The organism is Kitasatospora sp. NPDC059795 (assembly GCF_042732175.1).
Lineage (GTDB): Bacteria > Actinomycetota > Actinomycetes > Streptomycetales > Streptomycetaceae > Kitasatospora.
On record NZ_JBHWID010000001.1, the window covers coordinates 637,945 to 655,387 of the forward strand.

A 17,443-nucleotide genomic window follows, 5' to 3' on the forward strand; every position below is an offset into this window, starting at 1 on the left:
TTGGTGAGTATAGAATTTACTCATGAGGTTGAGGGGGTCACCCTCAACAAGAAGGAGAGCCATCATGCCCGTCGTCACCCACTCCGCCGCTGCCGCCGAGATGATCGCGGCCGTCCGGGACTGCTTCCCGGCCGACTCGATCGCGAACGTCACCGAGGACATCATCGACCTCCAGCTCGACCCGTACGGCGAGCGAATCGTCAAGGTCGAGGCCGGCTTCGGTATCGCCACCATCTCGCTCATCCACCCCGAGAAGGGCACCGAGGCCTGGACCTCCCACCCCTACCGCGACGGCGGGACGGACGGCCTCACCGACGCCGTGTTCGCCTTCATCAAGGCCGCCTTCAACCTCGGCGGAATCTAGCCCTCGCCCCGCCCGCCCCACAGGCAGCGACCTCTCGCTGCCGAACCCGCCAGGGGCAGACGGCCCACAGCCATCCGCCCCCGGCTCCACATCCCGGAGCGCAACAGCATGAACCCGAACCAGACCGGCGCCCCGAACGGCCACCGCGCCGTGCTCATCGCCGACGACGGCACCACCACGCCCGTCACCCTCCCCACGAGCGACGCCGCCCCGCTCGCCATCGCCCGCCACCTCGGCGGACCGAGCGTCCTCGAACGCTGCACCCCGACGTGCACGCCGGACACCCACTTCGCCACCGTGGGCCTGCTCGAACGCCCGCCCGCCGGCGCGCCCCGCAACGACTGCGCGACCGTCGTCGTCGAGATGCTGCGCCACGCCCCGCTGCCCTCACCCATCCACGGGCCCGCCCTGATCATGGGCCCCGCCGGCGACGGCGATGCGCCGACCGGCCTCGAACCAGGCCAGCAGCAGGCCATCCAGGACTTCGTGGCAGCGTGGCGCACCCTGCTGTCCCGAACGCCGAACCGGTGATCATCCGCATCGACCTCCGGGTGGACCTGCACGCGGACGACTGGGCCGAAGCCGCCGGCACCGACCCGTCCGACGCCGCGCGCGACGCCTGCTGGTACCTGTCCGACGCCCTCGAATCGCTTCCTCACCTCGGAGAGGACGGCTGCCCCGCCTACCTGCGGGCCCTGCCCGGCTGGAGCGAGGAACAGGACCTGCTGGGCAACGTCGAGATCACCTCCCACTGGCACCTGGAGTGCCCGGCGGCCGACTGGGAGGGATGGCGCGCAGACTCGGGGGACTGGCTCGACGCCCACACCGTTCCCCTCGGACGGGTCCGCGAGGACCTGACCGTGACGGTCGTCGAAGGGCTCGTCTCCATGTCGCTGTTCTCGGAGTCCCGCGCGGTGATGACCCTCACCCGTCCGTGGCGGCAGACCTACGACCACCGGTGGCGCACCACTCGACCCGGAAACAGGCCCCCACCACCGCGCCACCCCCGCCGCCGGGCACGCAAACCCCGGCCGACCTGAACCCGACCACCGACCCGACCACGCCGGGCGCGCACCGCCGCCCGAACCAACCGCAAGGAGAACACCCGCATGGAACGCGACTTCGCACTGATCATCGACCCGGACGGGCAGGCCGACGCGCTGTCCATCAACGAGGGGGACATCACCGGCCAGCACCGCATGCTGCACACCTGCCTCGGCAAGGGCTACGCCACCCTCGGACTCGGCCGGTTCCTGGTCCACGAGTCCCGGACGGTCTTCGACCAGCAGGCCAACGTGCCCGCCCAGCAGCTGTGGACGGGCCTGAGCGGCGGCGGCTCGCCGGCCCCGTTCCTGCGGGGCCCCGTCATCGTCACGGCCCGCCGCCGCCCGGACGGCTCGTACCCGGCGCTGCTGCCCGGCCAGCTCGACCGCCTCTGCGGGCGCGTTGGCCAGGTCGACTGGGCCCCGCCGACCCGGCCCGCGATCACCGCCGCCCAGGCGAAGGGCACCCGCAAGGAGCAGTGCGACGCCCTCGCCGTCCACACCGACCCGGCCACCGGCATGTGGGCGTACGTGGTGTGCGACGGCGTCGGCGACCACGTCGAGACCAGGGCGATGGCCCACGCCTTCGCGCAGCGCATCGCCATCGTCGCCGCCGAGACCGGCGACCCGGGGGCGGCCGTTCACACGGCCCGCGCTGAACTGCCCACCTGGCAGGACCATTTCTGCTCCGAGACCCTGCCGACCTCGACGGTGGCCGCCGCGGTGTGGAGGCCCGGCGCCGAGGAGGTCCGGATCGCCTGGGCGGGCGACTCCCGGATCTACGTGATGGGCGATTCCGGCTTCGTGGACCGGCTGACCGAGGACCACAACGTGGCCGGGTACAACCGGGCGCGAGGGGCGGAGGTGCGGGAGGGCGACGAGCACCTGCTGCTGTCGAGCATCGAGAGCGGGACGATCCAGGAGCTGCGGGTCCACCGCGAGCGGGTCCGCGAGCTCCTGCTGTGTACGGACGGCGTCTACGGGCCGTTGGAGGCCGCCCACGGCGGCGGCGTCTCGGCGGCCCTCGCCCTGATGTCGTCGAAGGAGGCCGCCGGCGCGCTGGTCGCCGACAGCGTCGCGCTTGCCAACAGGCGCAGCTGGGACGCGTGGGGGGTGTGCGAGGCCGACAACGCGACCGCCCTCATCGTGGACTTTCTCGGTCTTTGACCTGCGCAAACGTGCGGCGTCCGGCCCTTGAGATCTTTCCGGCGGAGTGGACCCCCACCCCAAGTGAGTATAGAATTTACTTAACAGGGAGGGGGGAAGCCCCGACCGAGAGACCGAGGAACCCGCCGTGAACGCGCTGAACGCCGCCGCCGACGAAGCCCGCTACTACGCCAACCAGGCCCGCTCCCGCGCCGCCCGCGCCGACACCGAACTCCAGCGCCTCACCCTCTCCGCCGCAGCCCTCACCCTCGACGCCGCCGCCCGACTTCTCGCCCGACCTGACCGCGAGAACGCCGTCCTCGACGCCCTCGGCATCGCCGAGTCCTACGCCACCAGCGCCGACGCCGGACCGCACGCGCTGCCCGGCGGTTTCACCCTCAACGTCCTCGACTACCTCACCGCCTGACCGACCACCGGCACCCAGCCAGCCCAGAAAGGCAGCCCGCCATGACCCTGCCCGACCGCTTCGTCCTGCACCTGCCCGCCGCCAACACCATCCGCGTCCCCGGCCCCGCCCACCACATCGACCGCATCATGGCCCACCTCGCCGAACATGCGGCCGAAGGGCCCGGCCTCGGCCCCGCCGCGTTCAACCTCGCCTCCGACGCCATCGCCATCGCCTGGGCGAAGTTCCCCGACGACTACGCGGACCTGACGTACCCGCAGTACCGGCAGCTGATCCGCGACCGCTACTGGGCGGACATCGTCGGCCTGGCCCTCGACGTGCCGGGCGGCCCCGGCCCCGCTCACGCCCTGGACCTCGCCGTGCACATCGCCATCGTCGTCATGAACGACTTCCAGCTCAACGACCGCCCGCACCGCGCCAACTGACCCACTCCGCTCCGACCGCCCCGGCCCCGGGGCGGTCACCTCGAAGAGAGGAGCGCCTCGCCGCCCGTCCGCGACCTCGCCGCCGTCGAGCTCCGGGGCCCTGGGCACCACCGCCCCGCCATCCTCCGGTCGATCGTCGAGCGGCGGGCCGGCGTCCGCACTCTCGAAGCCGCCTGTCGCCGCTGGGGCTCGGAGGGGCGCGGCGGCAACCGCTTCCAGTGGTACGCCGACGCGGAAGCCGGTGCCTCCGACCTCCCGGCCGCCCCTTGACCGGCTCCTCGCACGGGGAGGGGGTGGTGGGGCCGTCTCTCGGATTGGCGGCGGGCGAGGCGCGGGCAGCGCCACCGCCCTCATGGCCGACTTCTCGACCCTGCGGCCTGCGAAAACGTGCGGCGTCCAGCGGTTGAGATCTTTCCGGCGGAGTGGACCCCCACTCAAAGTGAGTATAGAATTTACTTAACGGGGAGGGGGCCGACGGAGAGACCGCCCGGCCCCGCCGCCCCGAACTCGGAGCGGCCCCATCAGAGACAGAACGGAAACGCCATGCCGAACGAAATCCGCGACCTCGCCACCGTCAAGCTCCAGGGCCCCGGGCGCCACCACCCCGCCATCCTCCAGGCGGCCACCGAGCGGCAGGCCGGCGCCCGCACCCTCGAAGCCGCCTTCGACCTGGCCAAGCACGCCATCACCCTGTCCTGGGCGTCGGCCCCGTACTGCCTGCGGAATCAGACCTTCATGCAGTACCAGGACCTCCTTGAAACCTTGGTCTTTGCGGACGCGGTGCTCGCCGCCCTGGCTGTCGGTGCCGACTTCGACCGGATCGGCGCGGTCGTGGAGATCATCCGCGCGGCCCTGAGGAAGGACCACGTCTGCGAGTACTGCGGGCTGGTCGGCTGGTAGGGCCCCTGCCCGGCCGTCGCCCGGCGGCCGGGCCTCGCAGGTAGCCCTCTCGACCCTGCGGCCTGCGAAAACGTGCGGCGTCCAGCGGTTGAGATCTTTCCGGAGGAGTGGACCCCCAATCGAAGTGAGTATAGAAGTTACTTACTAGGGAGGGGGTCGACGGAGAGACCGCCCGACCCCGCCCGACCCCACCGCCCCGAACCCGGGGCGGTCCATCAGAAAAGGAACGGAAACACCATGCTGGACGAAATCATCGACATCCTCGCCGTCGACGTCGTTGCCCTGCGAGTCCCCGGGCCACTCCACCACCAGGACGCCATCGCCCGGATGATCTTCGAACACTGCGCTGCGGCCACCACCGCCGAAGCCGCTTTCGGCCTCGCCCACCACGCCATCACCCTCGCCTGGCCCGCGCGCCCGGAAGGCCTCCTGCCGCTGACGTTCCCCCAGTTCCACGAGCTCGTCGCCCACCGGCTCTTCGACCAGGCAGTTCACCTGGCCCTGGCCGTGGACGGCGACACCAACCAGATCGACGAGATCGCAAACGCCCTCCACGTCGCGCTGCTCGCCGACCCGGACCTCACGGGCCGCCAGCCCTCCAACTAGCCCTCTCCGCCCGGCCGCCGCCCGGCGGCCGGGCCCGCCCCCGATCAGAAGGACCGCCCAGCATGACCGCTCACTACCTCGGCGACGCCGACGACCTGCCCATCCCCGCCCACCACCGACCCGAGACCAACGAGATCATCACCACCCACGGCCTGTGCGAGACCACGACGGACATCGTCCACGGCTTCGTCCAGCACGCCGTCACCATCGCCTGGGCGCGCCGCCCGCAGGCCTGGTCCGCCCTCGACCTCGGCCAGTTCCACCAGACCGCCCAGCACTTCGCCTACGCCGACCTGTTCCACGACGCCCTCCGCATCGGCGCCCTCGAACGCATCGAAGACCTCGCCGCCCAGGTACAGGCCGGACTCGACCACAACGACCTGCTCGCCGGACGCCCCGCGTACAGCCGGTGGACCGCCGTCCTCGGCTCCGACGACGAGATCGTCACCATCACCATCGCCACCGGCGACAGCGCGGACAGCACCGACGCCCACCTGCGGAACGTCTGGCAGCACACCGGCACGGTCGTCGACGTCAATGCCCCCGTCCTCCACGCCGCGTTCGCCTGGCTTCTCGCCTACCGCAACGGAGCCGACCGCGACCGCCCCGCCGCCGCCGCGCCGCAACGGCGCGAACGACCCGCCTCCGCGCACCGCCGGTGGACGGCAGTCCTCGACGCGGACGACCAGCTCGTGTCCATAGCGGTGGCCGCCGGCGGCACCGAGGAGGAACACTTCGCTGACGTCTGGACCCACAACGGCAGGGTCATCGAATTCGACGCCGACGAACTGGACTTCTACTCCGCGTTCACTGAACTCCTCGCCGAGATCGAGAAGGACGACGAGGGCTTCACCCGTCGCTTCGCAGCCGAGCAGGCGCGCAGGACGGCCGCTCACGCGGCCCGCGCCGCCGTCGGGGAGGGCCGGTGAGCGCCGCCCTGGACGAGGCGCTGACCGCCGCCGCGAAGCGCCTGCGCGCCACGCCGCACATCGACGAGCAGGCGCGCACCACCCTTCATGCCGTGATCGTCACCGCCTACGACCACCGGCCCGCGGCAATGCGGGACCTCTCCCGCGCCGAGTACCGCGCCCAGCTCGGCGACAGCGCCCTGGTCGAGATGTACACCCACTGCGTGTTCACCCTCGGCGGCCAGTACGAGCGCGCCTCCGCCCATCTCCTGCACACCCTCCACCGCTTGATGCCCAGCCCCGCGCACTGACCGGAAGGAGGTCCGACAGGCACGACCACCACAGGCGGCTCCTCCCGCGCCCTCGGCGTCTTCCACACCGAACCCGGGTTCACCGCCCGACGCCCCCAACCAGCCCCCTGACCGCGGCCCGGCCGGCCGCCCGCGCGCGACCGGCCGGGCCTTCCCATGCCCAGAAACCCCGAAGGACACCCACGATGCCGCAGCAGCTCAACATTTTCGCGCAGCAGCCCGACGAAGACGACGACGTGTTCTTCCGGCGCCCGGCGGAACCGGCCCGCCCGCGCCTGCTCGCCGTCCCCGCGCCGGCCCTCGGCACGGTGACGGCGATCCCGGCACCGAAGCCCAAATCGAAGCCGACCGCCCGCCGGTACCCCGTCCCGCGAGGCACCGACCCGCACAGGGCGGCCCAGCGGATCGCCGAGGCCGCCGCCGACGCCTGGCACCGCAACCACGGCGGAGGCAGCATGGAGGTGCCCGTCGGTGTGGTCGCCGCCCTGTCGCTGTGGCCGCTGAAAGGGCCGGACGCGCCTCTCCAGGCCGACTTCATCCTCGGCCTGGACGCCCCGGACCTCGTCCAACTGCTGCGCGAGTGCTGGGCGTACTGGTGGATGCGCCGCCCCGACCTCGTCCAGCGGGCCGCACCGATCGCGCAGTGGATGGAAGAGGACCTGGACCGCCACCGCCTCGCCTGCGTCAAGGCGGTGGCCCGCGCGGCGATCACCAACGGCCTGCTGACCGTCACCGGCTCCAGCGATCCCGGAGACCTGGCCGAGTGCGACCTGATGTCGTGGATGATCACCGGGCTGCGAAGCCGGGGCTCTCGGCAGTGGCTGGGGGAGTTCCACACCCCGCCGGAGGTGTGCGAGATGATGGCGCGGGTGCAGCTCGACGAAGGCGACATCGGGCCGGGCTTCTCGATGCTGGAGCCGACCGTCGGCACCGGCGGCATGGTCCGGGCGATGGCGCAGGCGCTGCGCGAGCGCGACATCGACCCGGCGCAGTGCCGCTGGCATCTGGTGGAGCTGGACCCGATCGCGGCGGCCGGGGCGGCGGTGAACATGATGCTGTGGGGGATGGGGCCGCGCACCACCGTGTGGTGCGGCAACACCCTGGCCCCGGTGGACACCGCGAAGCTCGCCAAGGAGGAGAAAGCCGAGCTGTTCGAGCTGCGCGACCGCATGGAGGCCGGCATGGCGGTGGCGTACGCGGTCGGCCGGGCGCAGCAGCTGTTCGCCGAGTGCGGGATGGAAAAGGCGGCGTGAGTCGGGAAGTTGGGCTTCCCCCGAGTTGACCCATCAGCCGGGTGAGTATAGAATTTACTCACAAGGAAGGGGGAGGGGCCCCCGAAGGCGGGAGAGAATCACCATGGTCGCCAACCCGGCGCCGAACACCCACATCGCCCTGGATGCCGCCACCCCGATCGCCGAGGCCATGGCCGCTCTGCCCATCGGCAGCCGCGGGGCCGTCCGCATCGGCTACCTGGGCGAAAGCGTCATCGCTCACTACGGCCCCCTCGCCGCCGACGAGGTGTACGCCGCCATGACCATCGTCACCACCGCCTTCGCCCGCGCCGGATGGGGCTTCCACAACCGCTACCGCGGCGAAGGCGAAACCCTCCATCGCACCCGGTTCACCCACCCCCTCAACCTGACCCGGATCGGCAGGCCGGGCACCGGACCCCACACCCTCTCCTCCACCCTCGACCGTGCGCTCGACCTCCTCGGCCGACCGGAGGCCGTCGAACGCCTCGCCCCGCACATGGCCCCCGAGGAGGTCGAGTCCGTCGCGCTCCTCCTCGCCACCGCAGGGCGGTCCCGCGCGGGCATCGCCTGGAGTGTGGCCGACCGGACCGAGGCGCACGAGCGGCGGGGTTGGGTGAAGGATCGGGTTGTCGAGGAACGAAAGCGCGACGCCGGCGGGGGAGTTGAGTCCCCCATGTGTTGACCCATCAGCTGAGTGAGTATAGAATTTACTCATGAGGGGTGAGGGAATCCCGCTCGCGAGAGGGGCCTGGCCGGCGTCGATCCGGCAGTCGGGCCGACCCGTCGATGAAGTCCGCCGAATCGGCGCACCCCACCCCGGGCGAGTATAGAAAATACTCAACCGGGGGTGTTTCGGCCGCCCCAGAGCGGCCCCCACCAAGGAGCCACCAACGTGATCGTCACCCCCAGCACCCTCCAAGCCGCCGCCCCCCGACTCGCCGAACTCCTCGACACCTACACCCCCAACCCCCAGTCCGCCGACGACCGCACCGTCCTGCGCCTCACCAGCCCAGACGGATACGCCATCGGAGCCCGGGCCCGCGTCGACGGAACCACCCTCCAGCTCTGGATCACCGCCGCTGGCACCAAGCCCCTGAAGACTCCGGGCGGCCTCCAGCCCCTCCAGCCCGGCCACAGCTACCACACCGTGCTTCAACTCGCAGGCATGGACGGCGACTTGGGAGACACCATCCACGCCGTCCTGGCCGACCGATTGCTGCCCGCCATCACCATGAAGCCCCGCTACATCGGCCACCGCCCCTGGGAATCGCCCACCGTCGAGCCGGAGCCCACCGTCGAGCCGGAGCCCACCGTCGAGCCGGAGCAGCCGGGCACGGACGCACCGGCCGTCGAAGGCGACACCGCCACCCCGGAACCGTCCCGCCCCGCACGCAAGACCGCCGCCAAGAAGACGGCCACCCGCCCGGCCGCCGACACCAAGCCCACCCGAACCCGCAAGACCACCGCGGCCCCGGCCAAGCCCACCCGAACCCGCGCCGCCAAGAAGACGGCCACCGCCTCGGCCGCCGACAGCAAGCCCACCCGAACTCGCAAGACCACCGCCAAGAAGGCGGCCGCCGCCCCGGCCAAGCCGCGCAGCCGGAACACCACCACCGCCACCGCCTGAACCACCTGCCACCGGGGGCGCGCCAGCCGCGCCCCCGACCACCCCCGGGAGACGACATGACTACCAGCACCACCTACACCCTCGGCCAGTACCTCGCGATCGCCCTTCACCAACGAGGAACCAAGACCACCAAGAACGCCGACCGGTCGGCCCGCTCCTCCTGGCTGGAGATCCACCTGCCCGGCGGCACCCAGATATGGGCCTCCGACCGGGACGCCAAGGTCGACATCGACCCCACCGAAAACCTCGGACTCACGATCATCCACTACCTCGGAGACCCCTACGGAGACCCGAACAACTTCACCACCGTCCACGACGCCCCCCGAGACCCGGACACCGCCAACCCCGACACCGTCCACGCCGAGATCGCCACCGCCGCCGACGCCACCGCCGCCTACATCGCCAACTGGAACAAGAGCCCCGCCGCCCGACACCCGGACCGCCCCATCGACAGGCACGGCGTCATGGACCTCCCGGCCCGCTACCTCCAGCCGGGCGACATCACCGTGCACACCGCCACCGGCGCAGAAGCGGTCGTCACCACCACCCAGCGCCTCGGCCGCAGCGGCCAGCACCGCCGCACCACCCGCACCATCACCCCACCCACCCGCGGCGGCACCGCCAACCTTCCCACCACCCACTGGCAGTACCCGTTCACCCGCTCCAGCAGCGGCACCCACACCGTCACCGTCCTCGCCCACCAGCACCACGACCCCGCCACCCTGCCGCCCGTCCCCTACCCCAAGATCCCCGCCCAGTTCACGGACGGCGACCACGTCGTCCACGACTCGATCACCTGGGAACGCACCGACGGAACCTGGCACAACGCCACCCGCACCGCCTACGCCAAGCCCACCAGCGACGAGGCGATCCGCCGCCTGTTCACCGACGACCACGCGCTGCGCCTCGGCACCCCCGCCCACCAGCCCGCCCACTGACCACGAAGGAACCGGCCCCGTGCTCGACCTCTCCACCCGCCGCAACGCCCTCTCCGCCCACCGCGCGCTCGGACGACTCGACGACCTCGAACTGATCCCCGAACACCCCTACCCCGGATCCGACATCCACTGGCAGCTGCGCTGCGGCCGAGACGGCTGCACCTGGACCGGAGCCCTCTTCTACTCCCACCTGCGCGCCAGCCGAGGCCACAACCGCCGGCACCCCGGCTGCACCGGAACCCCCGACACCTACCAGCTCCGCAAGACCGACGACGAACTCCTCACCCACCTGCACGCGGTGTTCCCCGGCACCGAGTTCCGCATCCACCCCACCGAGGCGGGCCGAACCATCACGTGGACCGGCGGCCCCGCCACCTACCACGTCCAGGCGCACATCAGCCCCCACCAGGACACGGCCCTCTCCCAAACCACCAGCCTCTGACCCCCGCACGCCGGGCGGCGACCTCCGCCGCCCGGCCCAGGCCTCAACACCCCCGGAAGCCGACACCGTGCCCATAGAGCTCGACCTCACCGGCCTGCCCCTCGACCTCGTCCCCGTGATCATCGCCCGCACCCGCCGCGAACTCGAACAGGCGGCCCCCACGATCCCCGGCGGCCTTACCCGCGACGCCACCCGCACCTACACCCACCTCGCCGGCCCCGGCTGGGCGTTCGTCCGTGGCGCCCACCACCACGGCACCACCCTCCACAACGCCCGCCACATCCTCACCGCCGACCCCCGGTACCCCTGGTGGTCCCTGCCCATCCACCCCCGAAGCCCCTTCTACCTCTTCAACCCCGCCAACGGACACCCCGCCGACGGCTCCGCCCGCCCCTACCCCCACCCCGTCACCCCCGACAACACCGACCCCCTCGCCCTGTGCCCGCACTGCGGCTCACGCAGCCGCTACCCCGTCCGCTGCGCCGCCGCCGACCCCGACCGCCACCACGAACAGCACCGCCACCCCTTCGGCCGCCCCTGGAAGTACCAGCCCTGCCCGGCCGCCTGCGAACCCATCACCGACCCGATCCGCCTCCACACACCCCCGGAACAGCGACTCCCCGACCCGAGTCCGGGCCCACTGACGCCTGTTCGGCACCCGCATCCTCCCGGCTTGACCCGCTGATGCTGTACCTGGCCAACCCCTCCACGGCTGAGATCCGGGCGGCGATGACTGCCGGCGACCTCGGCTGCATCACTACCCCGCGACAGGGCAACCCGGTGCCGCCCGGCGCGTGGTGGGCCGCCGACAACGGCCGGTTCGGCAAGGGATGGCCCGGCACCGCCCGGTGGCGGACCTGGCTCACCGGCCAGGTCCACCGCTACGGCCCCCAGAACTGCCTGTTCGCCGTCGCCCCCGACCGCCCGTTCGACGCCGCCGGAACCCTCACCGACTCCACCCCCTGGCTACCCCGAATCCGCTCCCTCGGCATACCCGCCGCCTACGCCGCCCAGGACGGTGCCGACATCGACCACCTCATCCCCTGGCCCGACCTCGACGTCCTGTTCCTCGCCGGCGGCACCACCTGGAAGCTCGGCCCCGTCGCCGAACGCCTCGCCCGCCACGCCCACCATCTCGGCAAGGACGTCCACATGGGCCGCGTCAACTCCCGCCGCCGCCTCACCACCGCCGACTGGTTCGGCTGCACCAGCGCGGACGGCACCTACCTCACCTACGGCCCCGACCAGAACCTGCCCCGACTCCAACGCTGGCTCGACGAACTCCACCACCAACCGACCCTGCTCACCCCCACACCCGCCCATGAACGCCACGACAACAACGTTCCGCCTCGGGCACGAGGTGACCCCCAACCCGCGCGCTACCAACAGCCCCAACGGCCAGTCACACCGCCCACCTACTCCTCCGCCGAAACGGCCACCAGCCTCTGGCGCGGAGCCCAAACGGCCGCCGCCGGACTCCTCACCCCCCCACCGATCCAGCCCGCCCTGTTCCAACCCACCACGGAGGCCCGACCATGCTCACCACCGACCAGCAGCGCGCCCTCATCACCAGACGATCCGACCGCCCCGACTTCGGCGACTACACCGCCGCCGGCCACTACCTCTGGGACGCCCTCACCGCCGCCAACATCACCCCCACGATCAACCGCGGCTCCGCAGGGTGCGCGATCAGCATCAACCTGCCAGACAACACCGTCATCTGGCTCACCGAGGACGCCGACGTCTCCCACCTGCCAACCGACCACGAAGCCTGGAACGCCATCCACTTCCACAACCCCGACGACTCCGGCGACTACATTCAGGTCTACCTTGGCCCCGGAGACCTCAGCTGCGAAGCCGACACCGCCGCGTGCGTCAGCACCGTGGCGGCATGGATCGCCAACTGGACCGCCGCCGGTGCCATCACCCGGCACAACACCTACCTGACGCTGAGAAAGACCCCCGCACCCCGCGACACGATCCGCAGCGCATGGCACATCTCCTGGGGAAGCCCCGGATTCGACCCCACCAACCCCATCAGCCCAGTCGAACAGCACACCGCAACCGTGATCGACCAGTCCGGCGACCTGCCCAGCCGACGCGGAGCCTGCCTCGCCTGCCCCTGGGAGGGCCAGACACGCCGCGACTACAACACCGCGGTCGAAGACGGCCTCGACCACACCCACCCAGGCTGGCGAACCCTCCCGGCCATCCCCCAGGGCAACAGCGGCAAGAACGCACTACGAATCCGCGCCTACCTCGATGCCACCTACCCGCCCGGCTGGTTCGAGACCGGCGGCCCGCTCAAGGTGTACACCCCCACCGCCAACGACCGGCACGAACCCGGCGCCGCGCGCGGAGGCGGCTACCTGATCAAGGTGTACCGCTCAACCTTCACCGCCGCACCGAAACACGAACAGCAAAGCCTCCTCTGACCACCACCCCGACCCCCTGGACTGCTCTCGACAGGACAGGACCGGAGCCACTCGGACCAAGCGGTACTGGAATCCGAAGCCACCTCGTCCAGGTGATGTCTTGTCACCGTGCCTGCGAGTCGTGGGCGTCGTCACTGGCCGATGGCCGACCCGCCGGCAGCTCGGCTCGTGCCGGCTCCTTACAGGTGCGGTCCCCGATGGGACCAGCCCGGAAGGGCCCGGCGGCTTCCCAGAAACGGGCCGTGACCTCAACAAGTCCGCCCTGCCGACTCGCAGTGCCGCATGCGGTCCACGTCTCCTGCAACCCGAACAAGGGGATGTCCCCGAGTAACGGAGCGCCACAACCTCAATCGGATGGGCGGGGTTGCCAGCGGATACCCCGAACGATGTGCTCGTAGGACAACGCCCCGGCACAACCCTGGGAGAGACATGCGCATCCAAAACGCCCTCGTAACCGTCGTTCTGGCACTGCTCGGCATCCTCGCCGTCGTCGGCGGCGCTGCCGCCGACAACCTCGACGCCAGCGACAGCCAGGACTTCGACGTCCCGATTCCCCCCGGTTCCTACATCGAAGTTCCCCAGGGAGGCATCGTGGGCCACCAGCTTCAACGCCACGGGTAGCAGCGGCGGTGACCTGACCAGCGCCCTCGGCCAGGCTTCTTCGGCCAGGTCCGGTCGGGCGGGCCGGGCGGCGCCCGAGGCAGTCACGAGGCCTGGGCGGCCGCCTGAATGTAACTCTCTGCGACCGTGGGCGGGGTTGCCCGAAGGGGCTTGCGGTGAGGGCTCCAGCCGCGCTACGCACCCCGTCGCCACCTTCTTCTCGCGGAGCCGCGTGAGGGCTGCGAGGCGTCCGCCGCTGGCGGGGCGCGGCGCGGCCACGGGTCCGGGTTCGGCGGCCGGGGTCGGCATGACGGCCTTTGCCGGTGCGGTGGCGTGCCCTGTACCGGGGGCGGCCTCCGCCGGGGCGGCGGGAGCTTGGCGGCCGGAGCGGGAGACGATGGCCAGCGCGGCTTTGGCCCGGAGCTTCTTCGCCTCGGGCGGGACGTTGGTGTAGGTGTCCATGGTGATTTTGATGGTGCTGTGGCCGAGCTGCTCGGAGATCTCCTTGGGGTCCGATCCGCTGGTGTGGGCGAGGCGGGCGGCGCTGTTGCACAGCCCGTGGAGGGTGATGGGGGCAGTCCGGCGTCACCGGACAGGAGGCTGCTCGGGATCGGATGGTATGTGGGGAAGTGCTGGTACCCGCCGCCCGGTATTGTTTCGATGGTTTTGTGCGGTCCCGCCGGGTCGCGAAGTGGCTTCGCTCTAGCCGGGATTGGGCGTCGCGACCGGATGGCACTTCTCAGCAACCCGGTCCTGGTACGTAGAACTGTCTACGTCGTAGTGCCGGCGGTGCCTGACAGGAGTCGGGTTGCCGCCCATGGTGGGGATGCAGTGGGGAACTGGTGGCGGTGAAGGCCAGAGAAGGCCAGTGAAAGATGAAGCCTTCTAGCTCCTCCATGGGGCCGTTGACCTGCGGAGATAGGTAGAGCTGAAGGCCTGCGGTGAGGCTTGGTGAAAGCGACGATTTAACTCGAACTTGCCAGCCATGCCAGTGAAACCTCTCGCTCGGTCAGGCCCCCGCTACCGCACCGTAGAGTCAAATCCCTTGTGCGGCACGTCAGATGACCCATCCGAGTGGAGCGACTGGGCGAGCGGAGTGGTGGGCCGCCACCGACCGCGGGCCGTGAACGCTCAGAAGAAGTTGAAGCGGACGGCGTTGGGGAGGACCGAGCCCCAGGACATGCCGGTATTCGGGGGGAGCGTGTCCAGGGCCGGTCCGCTGCAGTCGGTGTTCTCGTAGACGCTCGCCGAGGTGTTCGTCTCGTTGTCCGCGCCGGTCACGGGGAGGCCGAAGCTGATGCACTCGCCGCTCGGCGGGTCGACCAGGGTGTGGTCGACCCCGTCGATGTCGGTGTAGGTGAAGTCGCCGGTGGCGGCGTACGCCACGGTGGAGGAGCCGGTCGCCAGCACGAATGCGGCGCAGATGACCGAAGCGAGGTGGACTGCGTTCCGGAGGCGGGGCGTGAGCCGTCGCGCCGTTTTGAGGAGGGTCATGGCCGCCATGCTCGGCCCTGCCCGGGGGAATCTGACGCATTGGCCGCCGTTTTCACCCGATAGGCCCGCCTGCCGATGCGGCAGCCCGCCCCCACCCGGGCACCCCGCCCCGCCCGGCGTCCAACGGCGACGCTGCCGACCGTGGGCGTGACGGCCCTGACGTTCCACCCGGACGGGGACGCGCTGGCCGTGGGCACCGGCGCCGGCGGCCTGGAGGTTTGGGACGTCGCCGACCCGGGCCACCCCGTGCGCACCCGCACGCTGCCGGGCGCGGCCCAGCCGATCGAGGCCACCGCTTTCAGCCCCGACGGCCGACTGCTCGCCGCCGGCGGGGACGACCGCACCGTCCGGCGGGGACGACCGCACCGTCCGGCTGTGGGACCCGGAACCGAACGGAGCCACCATCCCACTGGCGGCCTTCGACGGCGGGACCGCCACGGTGACCGGACTGGCCGTCAGCCCGGACGGGCAGCAACTGGCCGGGTCGAACGCCCAGCCGGACCAGGTCGGTCTCCCTGTTCGCGGGGGACTGGGGCGGCCGCGGCAACCAGATGACGGTCAGCACCGACGGGTCGTTCACGATGATGGTGCGCACCGACCAGAACTGCGACCAGGACCCCGAGCCGTGCGACACCTGGGTCGGCTCCGAGATCCGTCTCGGGGCACGGGCGAGCGGCAGGATCGAGACCGTCTCCGGCACCGTCGCCAAGGGCGTGATCACCACCACCGCCGGCCCGCTGCTGCCTGCCGGCCCGCTGACCTTCGTCTACGACTCGGCCGGCAACGTGATCAACGCCTTGCGAATCAACTGGTGCGGTCCCAAGGGGCCTGCTCGGCGTCTGGTTCTGAAGACGGTGACGTCGGTCCGGGTGCGAGTGCGAGTGCGTCAACTCCGCGGTGGCGCAGGTGGGTTCAGGAAGGCCGCTCGCGGACCACCTCGGTGGGCGGGCGGTCGGTGCGGACGCCCTGGTAGCGGGGTGCGCGCAGGCGGCCGTCGCGGGTCCACTCGGTGAAGCCGACCTGGACGACGAGTTCGGGCCGCACCCAGTGCGAGGTGCGCGTCGGCACGTCCTCGGTCGGGTCGAACGGGCTGGTGGGGGAGGCGAGTTGAACGAGGGCGGCGTGCAGGGCGTGCAGGGTGCGGGTGTCGAAGCCGGTGCCGACCTTGCCCGCGTAGCGCAGTCGGCCCTGTTCGTGGTAGCCGATCAGCAGCGCGCCGAACGCCTCCCGGCTGCCCGCCGGGTCGGTCCAGCCGCCGACCACGAACTCCTGCCCGGTCTCGCACTTGAGCTTCAGCCAGTCACTCGAACGGCCGAACACGTACCGGCCGGCGGCGCGCTTGGCGATCAGGCCCTCCCAGCCGTGCGCGCACGCCGCCGCGAGCGGGACGGGGACGTCCGGTTCGGCGAGGGTGTGCTCCGACAGGCGCAGCGGAAGCCCGAACTCGACTGCCTCGGAAAGGAGTTGCTTGCGGTCGAGCAGCGGCAGCGCGGTGGTGTCGTGCCCCTGCAGGGCCAGCAGGTCGAACAGCACGTACTCCACCGTGACGCCGCTGGCGAGCGCCCGGACCGGATCGTGGAGCCCCATCCGCTGCTGGAGCCGGGCGAAGCTGGTCCGGCCGCCCTCGAAGGCGACGATCTCGCCGTCCACCGTGAAACGCGGCACGGGCTGCGCGGCGAGAGCCGCCACCAGCTCCGGGTAAGCGCTTTCCAGTTGCTGTCCGGTGCGCGAACGCAAGGTCACCCGCCCGCCGTCCCGCACCGCCAGCGCCCGGATGCCGTCCCACTTCCGCTCCAGCACCCACCCCTCGTCGAACACCCGCCGGGTGCTCGACACCGCCAACATCACGCCGCGACCGCTGCTCATTCCGTCAGCCCTTCCCGCCCCGCACCGCCCACCAACCCGCCCCTCACCCGGCCGGCGGCGCAACCCGTTCCGGGGCGGGCCGCTCAGGTGGCGGGCCGGCGGACAGGTGCGGCCTCGGCCTCGCGTCCGGCACCGACGACCGGATCAGAACCAGAACGCCTTGACCACGCTGTGCCCGGCGGCCGCCGCGCGCCCGTAGAACGCCGCCAACTGCTCGTGCAGGGCGCGCAGATGATCCCGGTCGGCCGCCGTTCCTCCGAGTTGTTCGCCGGCGGCCGCCCACAGGGCGTCGAAGTCGGCCTGGGCCAGGTAGGCAGCCGTCCGCGCGACCTGCTCGGGTGTCATGACGGCGAACGGCGGCTCCCCGTCCTCCCGGAACACCGGGCGGCCGCCGAAGACCGGTAGCGTCCGCACGTCCGACGGGTCGTCGGCCGCCTCGGACCCGCCCGTGTAGAGCAGGGCGTGGACGAAGAAGTCCTTCTCGACGGCATGGGCGACGCCTGCCGCGTACTCCTCCGGCAGCCGTTCCCATGCGGCCGTCATGTGCTCCGCCAACCACCCTGGGTCGAGGACGAGTTCGCTCGGCGGTAGGGCGCGGAGATGCTGGTGGTAACTCAATGGAACGACGCCTTCGCTGGAACCGGACCTGACACCTGAT

At 71.3% G+C, this 17,443-nt stretch carries 23 protein-coding genes; 19 read left to right on the forward strand and 4 right to left on the reverse strand.

The window, feature by feature from the left end; genetic code table 11:
* Positions 1-64: 64 nt before the first annotated feature.
* The 16 genes from ACFV4P_RS03085 to ACFV4P_RS03160 all read left to right on the forward strand — a co-directional run bounded on the left by ACFV4P_RS03085 (position 65) and on the right by ACFV4P_RS03160 (position 11,075).
* Positions 65-364 (forward strand): hypothetical protein, encoded by a 300-nt coding sequence (locus ACFV4P_RS03085; RefSeq protein WP_380466666.1) that lies wholly within the window; start codon positions 65-67, stop codon positions 362-364.
* A gap of 108 nt (positions 365-472) precedes the next feature.
* A complete protein-coding gene (locus tag ACFV4P_RS03090; protein ID WP_380466668.1) occupies positions 473-895 on the forward strand; it encodes a hypothetical protein in 423 nt (140 codons plus the stop codon).
* Positions 859-1,404 (forward strand): hypothetical protein, encoded by a 546-nt coding sequence (locus ACFV4P_RS03095; protein WP_380466670.1) that lies wholly within the window; start codon positions 859-861, stop codon positions 1,402-1,404. Before ACFV4P_RS03090 ends, ACFV4P_RS03095 begins: the two co-directional genes overlap by 37 nt.
* 69 nt (positions 1,405-1,473) lie before the next feature.
* Positions 1,474-2,574 carry a PP2C family protein-serine/threonine phosphatase gene (locus ACFV4P_RS03100; RefSeq protein ID WP_380466672.1) on the forward strand — a complete coding sequence of 367 codons (1,101 nt, stop codon included), beginning with the start codon at positions 1,474-1,476 and terminating at the stop codon, positions 2,572-2,574.
* 127 nt (positions 2,575-2,701) lie between these two features.
* Complete coding sequence (locus ACFV4P_RS03105) at positions 2,702-2,980, forward strand: hypothetical protein (RefSeq protein ID WP_380466674.1); 279 nt, start codon at positions 2,702-2,704, stop codon at positions 2,978-2,980.
* Between the two features lie 41 nt (positions 2,981-3,021).
* Positions 3,022-3,405: a hypothetical protein gene (locus tag ACFV4P_RS03110; protein ID WP_380466676.1), complete on the forward strand. Its 384-nt coding sequence runs from the start codon at positions 3,022-3,024 to the stop codon at positions 3,403-3,405.
* A 543-nt stretch (positions 3,406-3,948) separates the two neighbouring features.
* Complete coding sequence (locus tag ACFV4P_RS03115) at positions 3,949-4,305, forward strand: hypothetical protein (protein WP_380466678.1); 357 nt, start codon at positions 3,949-3,951, stop codon at positions 4,303-4,305.
* A gap of 237 nt (positions 4,306-4,542) precedes the next feature.
* Positions 4,543-4,911, forward strand: coding sequence for a hypothetical protein (locus ACFV4P_RS03120; RefSeq protein ID WP_380466680.1), 369 nt, complete (start codon positions 4,543-4,545; stop codon positions 4,909-4,911).
* Between the two features lie 62 nt (positions 4,912-4,973).
* Positions 4,974-5,840 (forward strand): hypothetical protein, encoded by an 867-nt coding sequence (locus ACFV4P_RS03125; protein ID WP_380466682.1) that lies wholly within the window; start codon positions 4,974-4,976, stop codon positions 5,838-5,840.
* Positions 5,837-6,130, forward strand: a complete 294-nt coding sequence (locus ACFV4P_RS03130) for a hypothetical protein (RefSeq protein WP_380466683.1) — start codon at positions 5,837-5,839, stop codon at positions 6,128-6,130. The genes ACFV4P_RS03125 and ACFV4P_RS03130 overlap by 4 nt, the downstream gene beginning before the upstream one ends.
* Before the next feature lie 185 nt (positions 6,131-6,315).
* Positions 6,316-7,383 (forward strand): N-6 DNA methylase, encoded by a 1,068-nt coding sequence (locus ACFV4P_RS03135; RefSeq protein ID WP_380466685.1) that lies wholly within the window; start codon positions 6,316-6,318, stop codon positions 7,381-7,383.
* Between the two features lie 103 nt (positions 7,384-7,486).
* The gene (locus ACFV4P_RS03140; RefSeq protein WP_380466687.1) at positions 7,487-8,065 is read left to right on the forward strand and encodes a hypothetical protein; all 579 of its coding nucleotides are present in this window, start codon (positions 7,487-7,489) and stop codon (positions 8,063-8,065) included.
* 210 nt (positions 8,066-8,275) lie between these two features.
* The gene (locus tag ACFV4P_RS03145; protein WP_380466690.1) at positions 8,276-9,010 is read left to right on the forward strand and encodes a hypothetical protein; all 735 of its coding nucleotides are present in this window, start codon (positions 8,276-8,278) and stop codon (positions 9,008-9,010) included.
* Positions 9,011-9,066: 56 nt separating this feature from the next.
* Positions 9,067-9,948 carry a hypothetical protein gene (locus tag ACFV4P_RS03150; RefSeq protein WP_380466693.1) on the forward strand — a complete coding sequence of 294 codons (882 nt, stop codon included), beginning with the start codon at positions 9,067-9,069 and terminating at the stop codon, positions 9,946-9,948.
* Between the two features lie 19 nt (positions 9,949-9,967).
* The gene (locus ACFV4P_RS03155; protein WP_380466696.1) at positions 9,968-10,390 is read left to right on the forward strand and encodes a hypothetical protein; all 423 of its coding nucleotides are present in this window, start codon (positions 9,968-9,970) and stop codon (positions 10,388-10,390) included.
* Positions 10,391-10,457: 67 nt separating this feature from the next.
* The gene (locus ACFV4P_RS03160; protein WP_380466699.1) at positions 10,458-11,075 is read left to right on the forward strand and encodes a hypothetical protein; all 618 of its coding nucleotides are present in this window, start codon (positions 10,458-10,460) and stop codon (positions 11,073-11,075) included.
* Positions 11,076-11,356: 281 nt separating this feature from the next.
* Here the strand turns inward: ACFV4P_RS03160 and ACFV4P_RS03165 are convergent, their stop codons facing one another.
* Positions 11,357-11,680 carry a hypothetical protein gene (locus ACFV4P_RS03165; protein ID WP_380466702.1) on the reverse strand — a complete coding sequence of 108 codons (324 nt, stop codon included), beginning with the start codon at positions 11,678-11,680 and terminating at the stop codon, positions 11,357-11,359.
* 245 nt (positions 11,681-11,925) lie between these two features.
* On the opposite strand from ACFV4P_RS03165, the gene ACFV4P_RS03170 reads away from it, so the two are divergent.
* A complete protein-coding gene (locus ACFV4P_RS03170; RefSeq protein WP_380466705.1) occupies positions 11,926-12,825 on the forward strand; it encodes a DUF6349 family protein in 900 nt (299 codons plus the stop codon).
* 429 nt (positions 12,826-13,254) lie between these two features.
* Positions 13,255-13,446 carry a hypothetical protein gene (locus ACFV4P_RS03175; protein ID WP_380466708.1) on the forward strand — a complete coding sequence of 64 codons (192 nt, stop codon included), beginning with the start codon at positions 13,255-13,257 and terminating at the stop codon, positions 13,444-13,446.
* A 1,110-nt stretch (positions 13,447-14,556) separates the two neighbouring features.
* On the opposite strand, the gene ACFV4P_RS03180 is transcribed toward ACFV4P_RS03175, so the two are convergent.
* On the reverse strand, positions 14,557-14,919 hold the full coding sequence (locus ACFV4P_RS03180; protein ID WP_380466711.1) for a hypothetical protein: 363 nt from the start codon (positions 14,917-14,919) through the stop codon (positions 14,557-14,559).
* 75 nt (positions 14,920-14,994) lie between these two features.
* Between ACFV4P_RS03180 and ACFV4P_RS03185 the strand changes: the two genes are divergently transcribed.
* A complete protein-coding gene (locus tag ACFV4P_RS03185) occupies positions 14,995-15,474 on the forward strand; it encodes a WD40 repeat domain-containing protein (protein ID WP_380466714.1) in 480 nt (159 codons plus the stop codon).
* Positions 15,475-15,831: 357 nt separating this feature from the next.
* Here ACFV4P_RS03185 and ligD read toward each other — a convergent pair whose 3' ends face one another.
* Complete coding sequence (ligD, locus tag ACFV4P_RS03190) at positions 15,832-16,785, reverse strand: non-homologous end-joining DNA ligase (RefSeq protein ID WP_380466716.1); 954 nt, start codon at positions 16,783-16,785, stop codon at positions 15,832-15,834.
* 144 nt (positions 16,786-16,929) lie between these two features.
* Positions 16,930-17,403 (reverse strand): DUF1877 family protein, encoded by a 474-nt coding sequence (locus tag ACFV4P_RS03195; RefSeq protein WP_380466719.1) that lies wholly within the window; start codon positions 17,401-17,403, stop codon positions 16,930-16,932.
* Between the last annotated feature and the right edge of the window lie 40 nt (positions 17,404-17,443).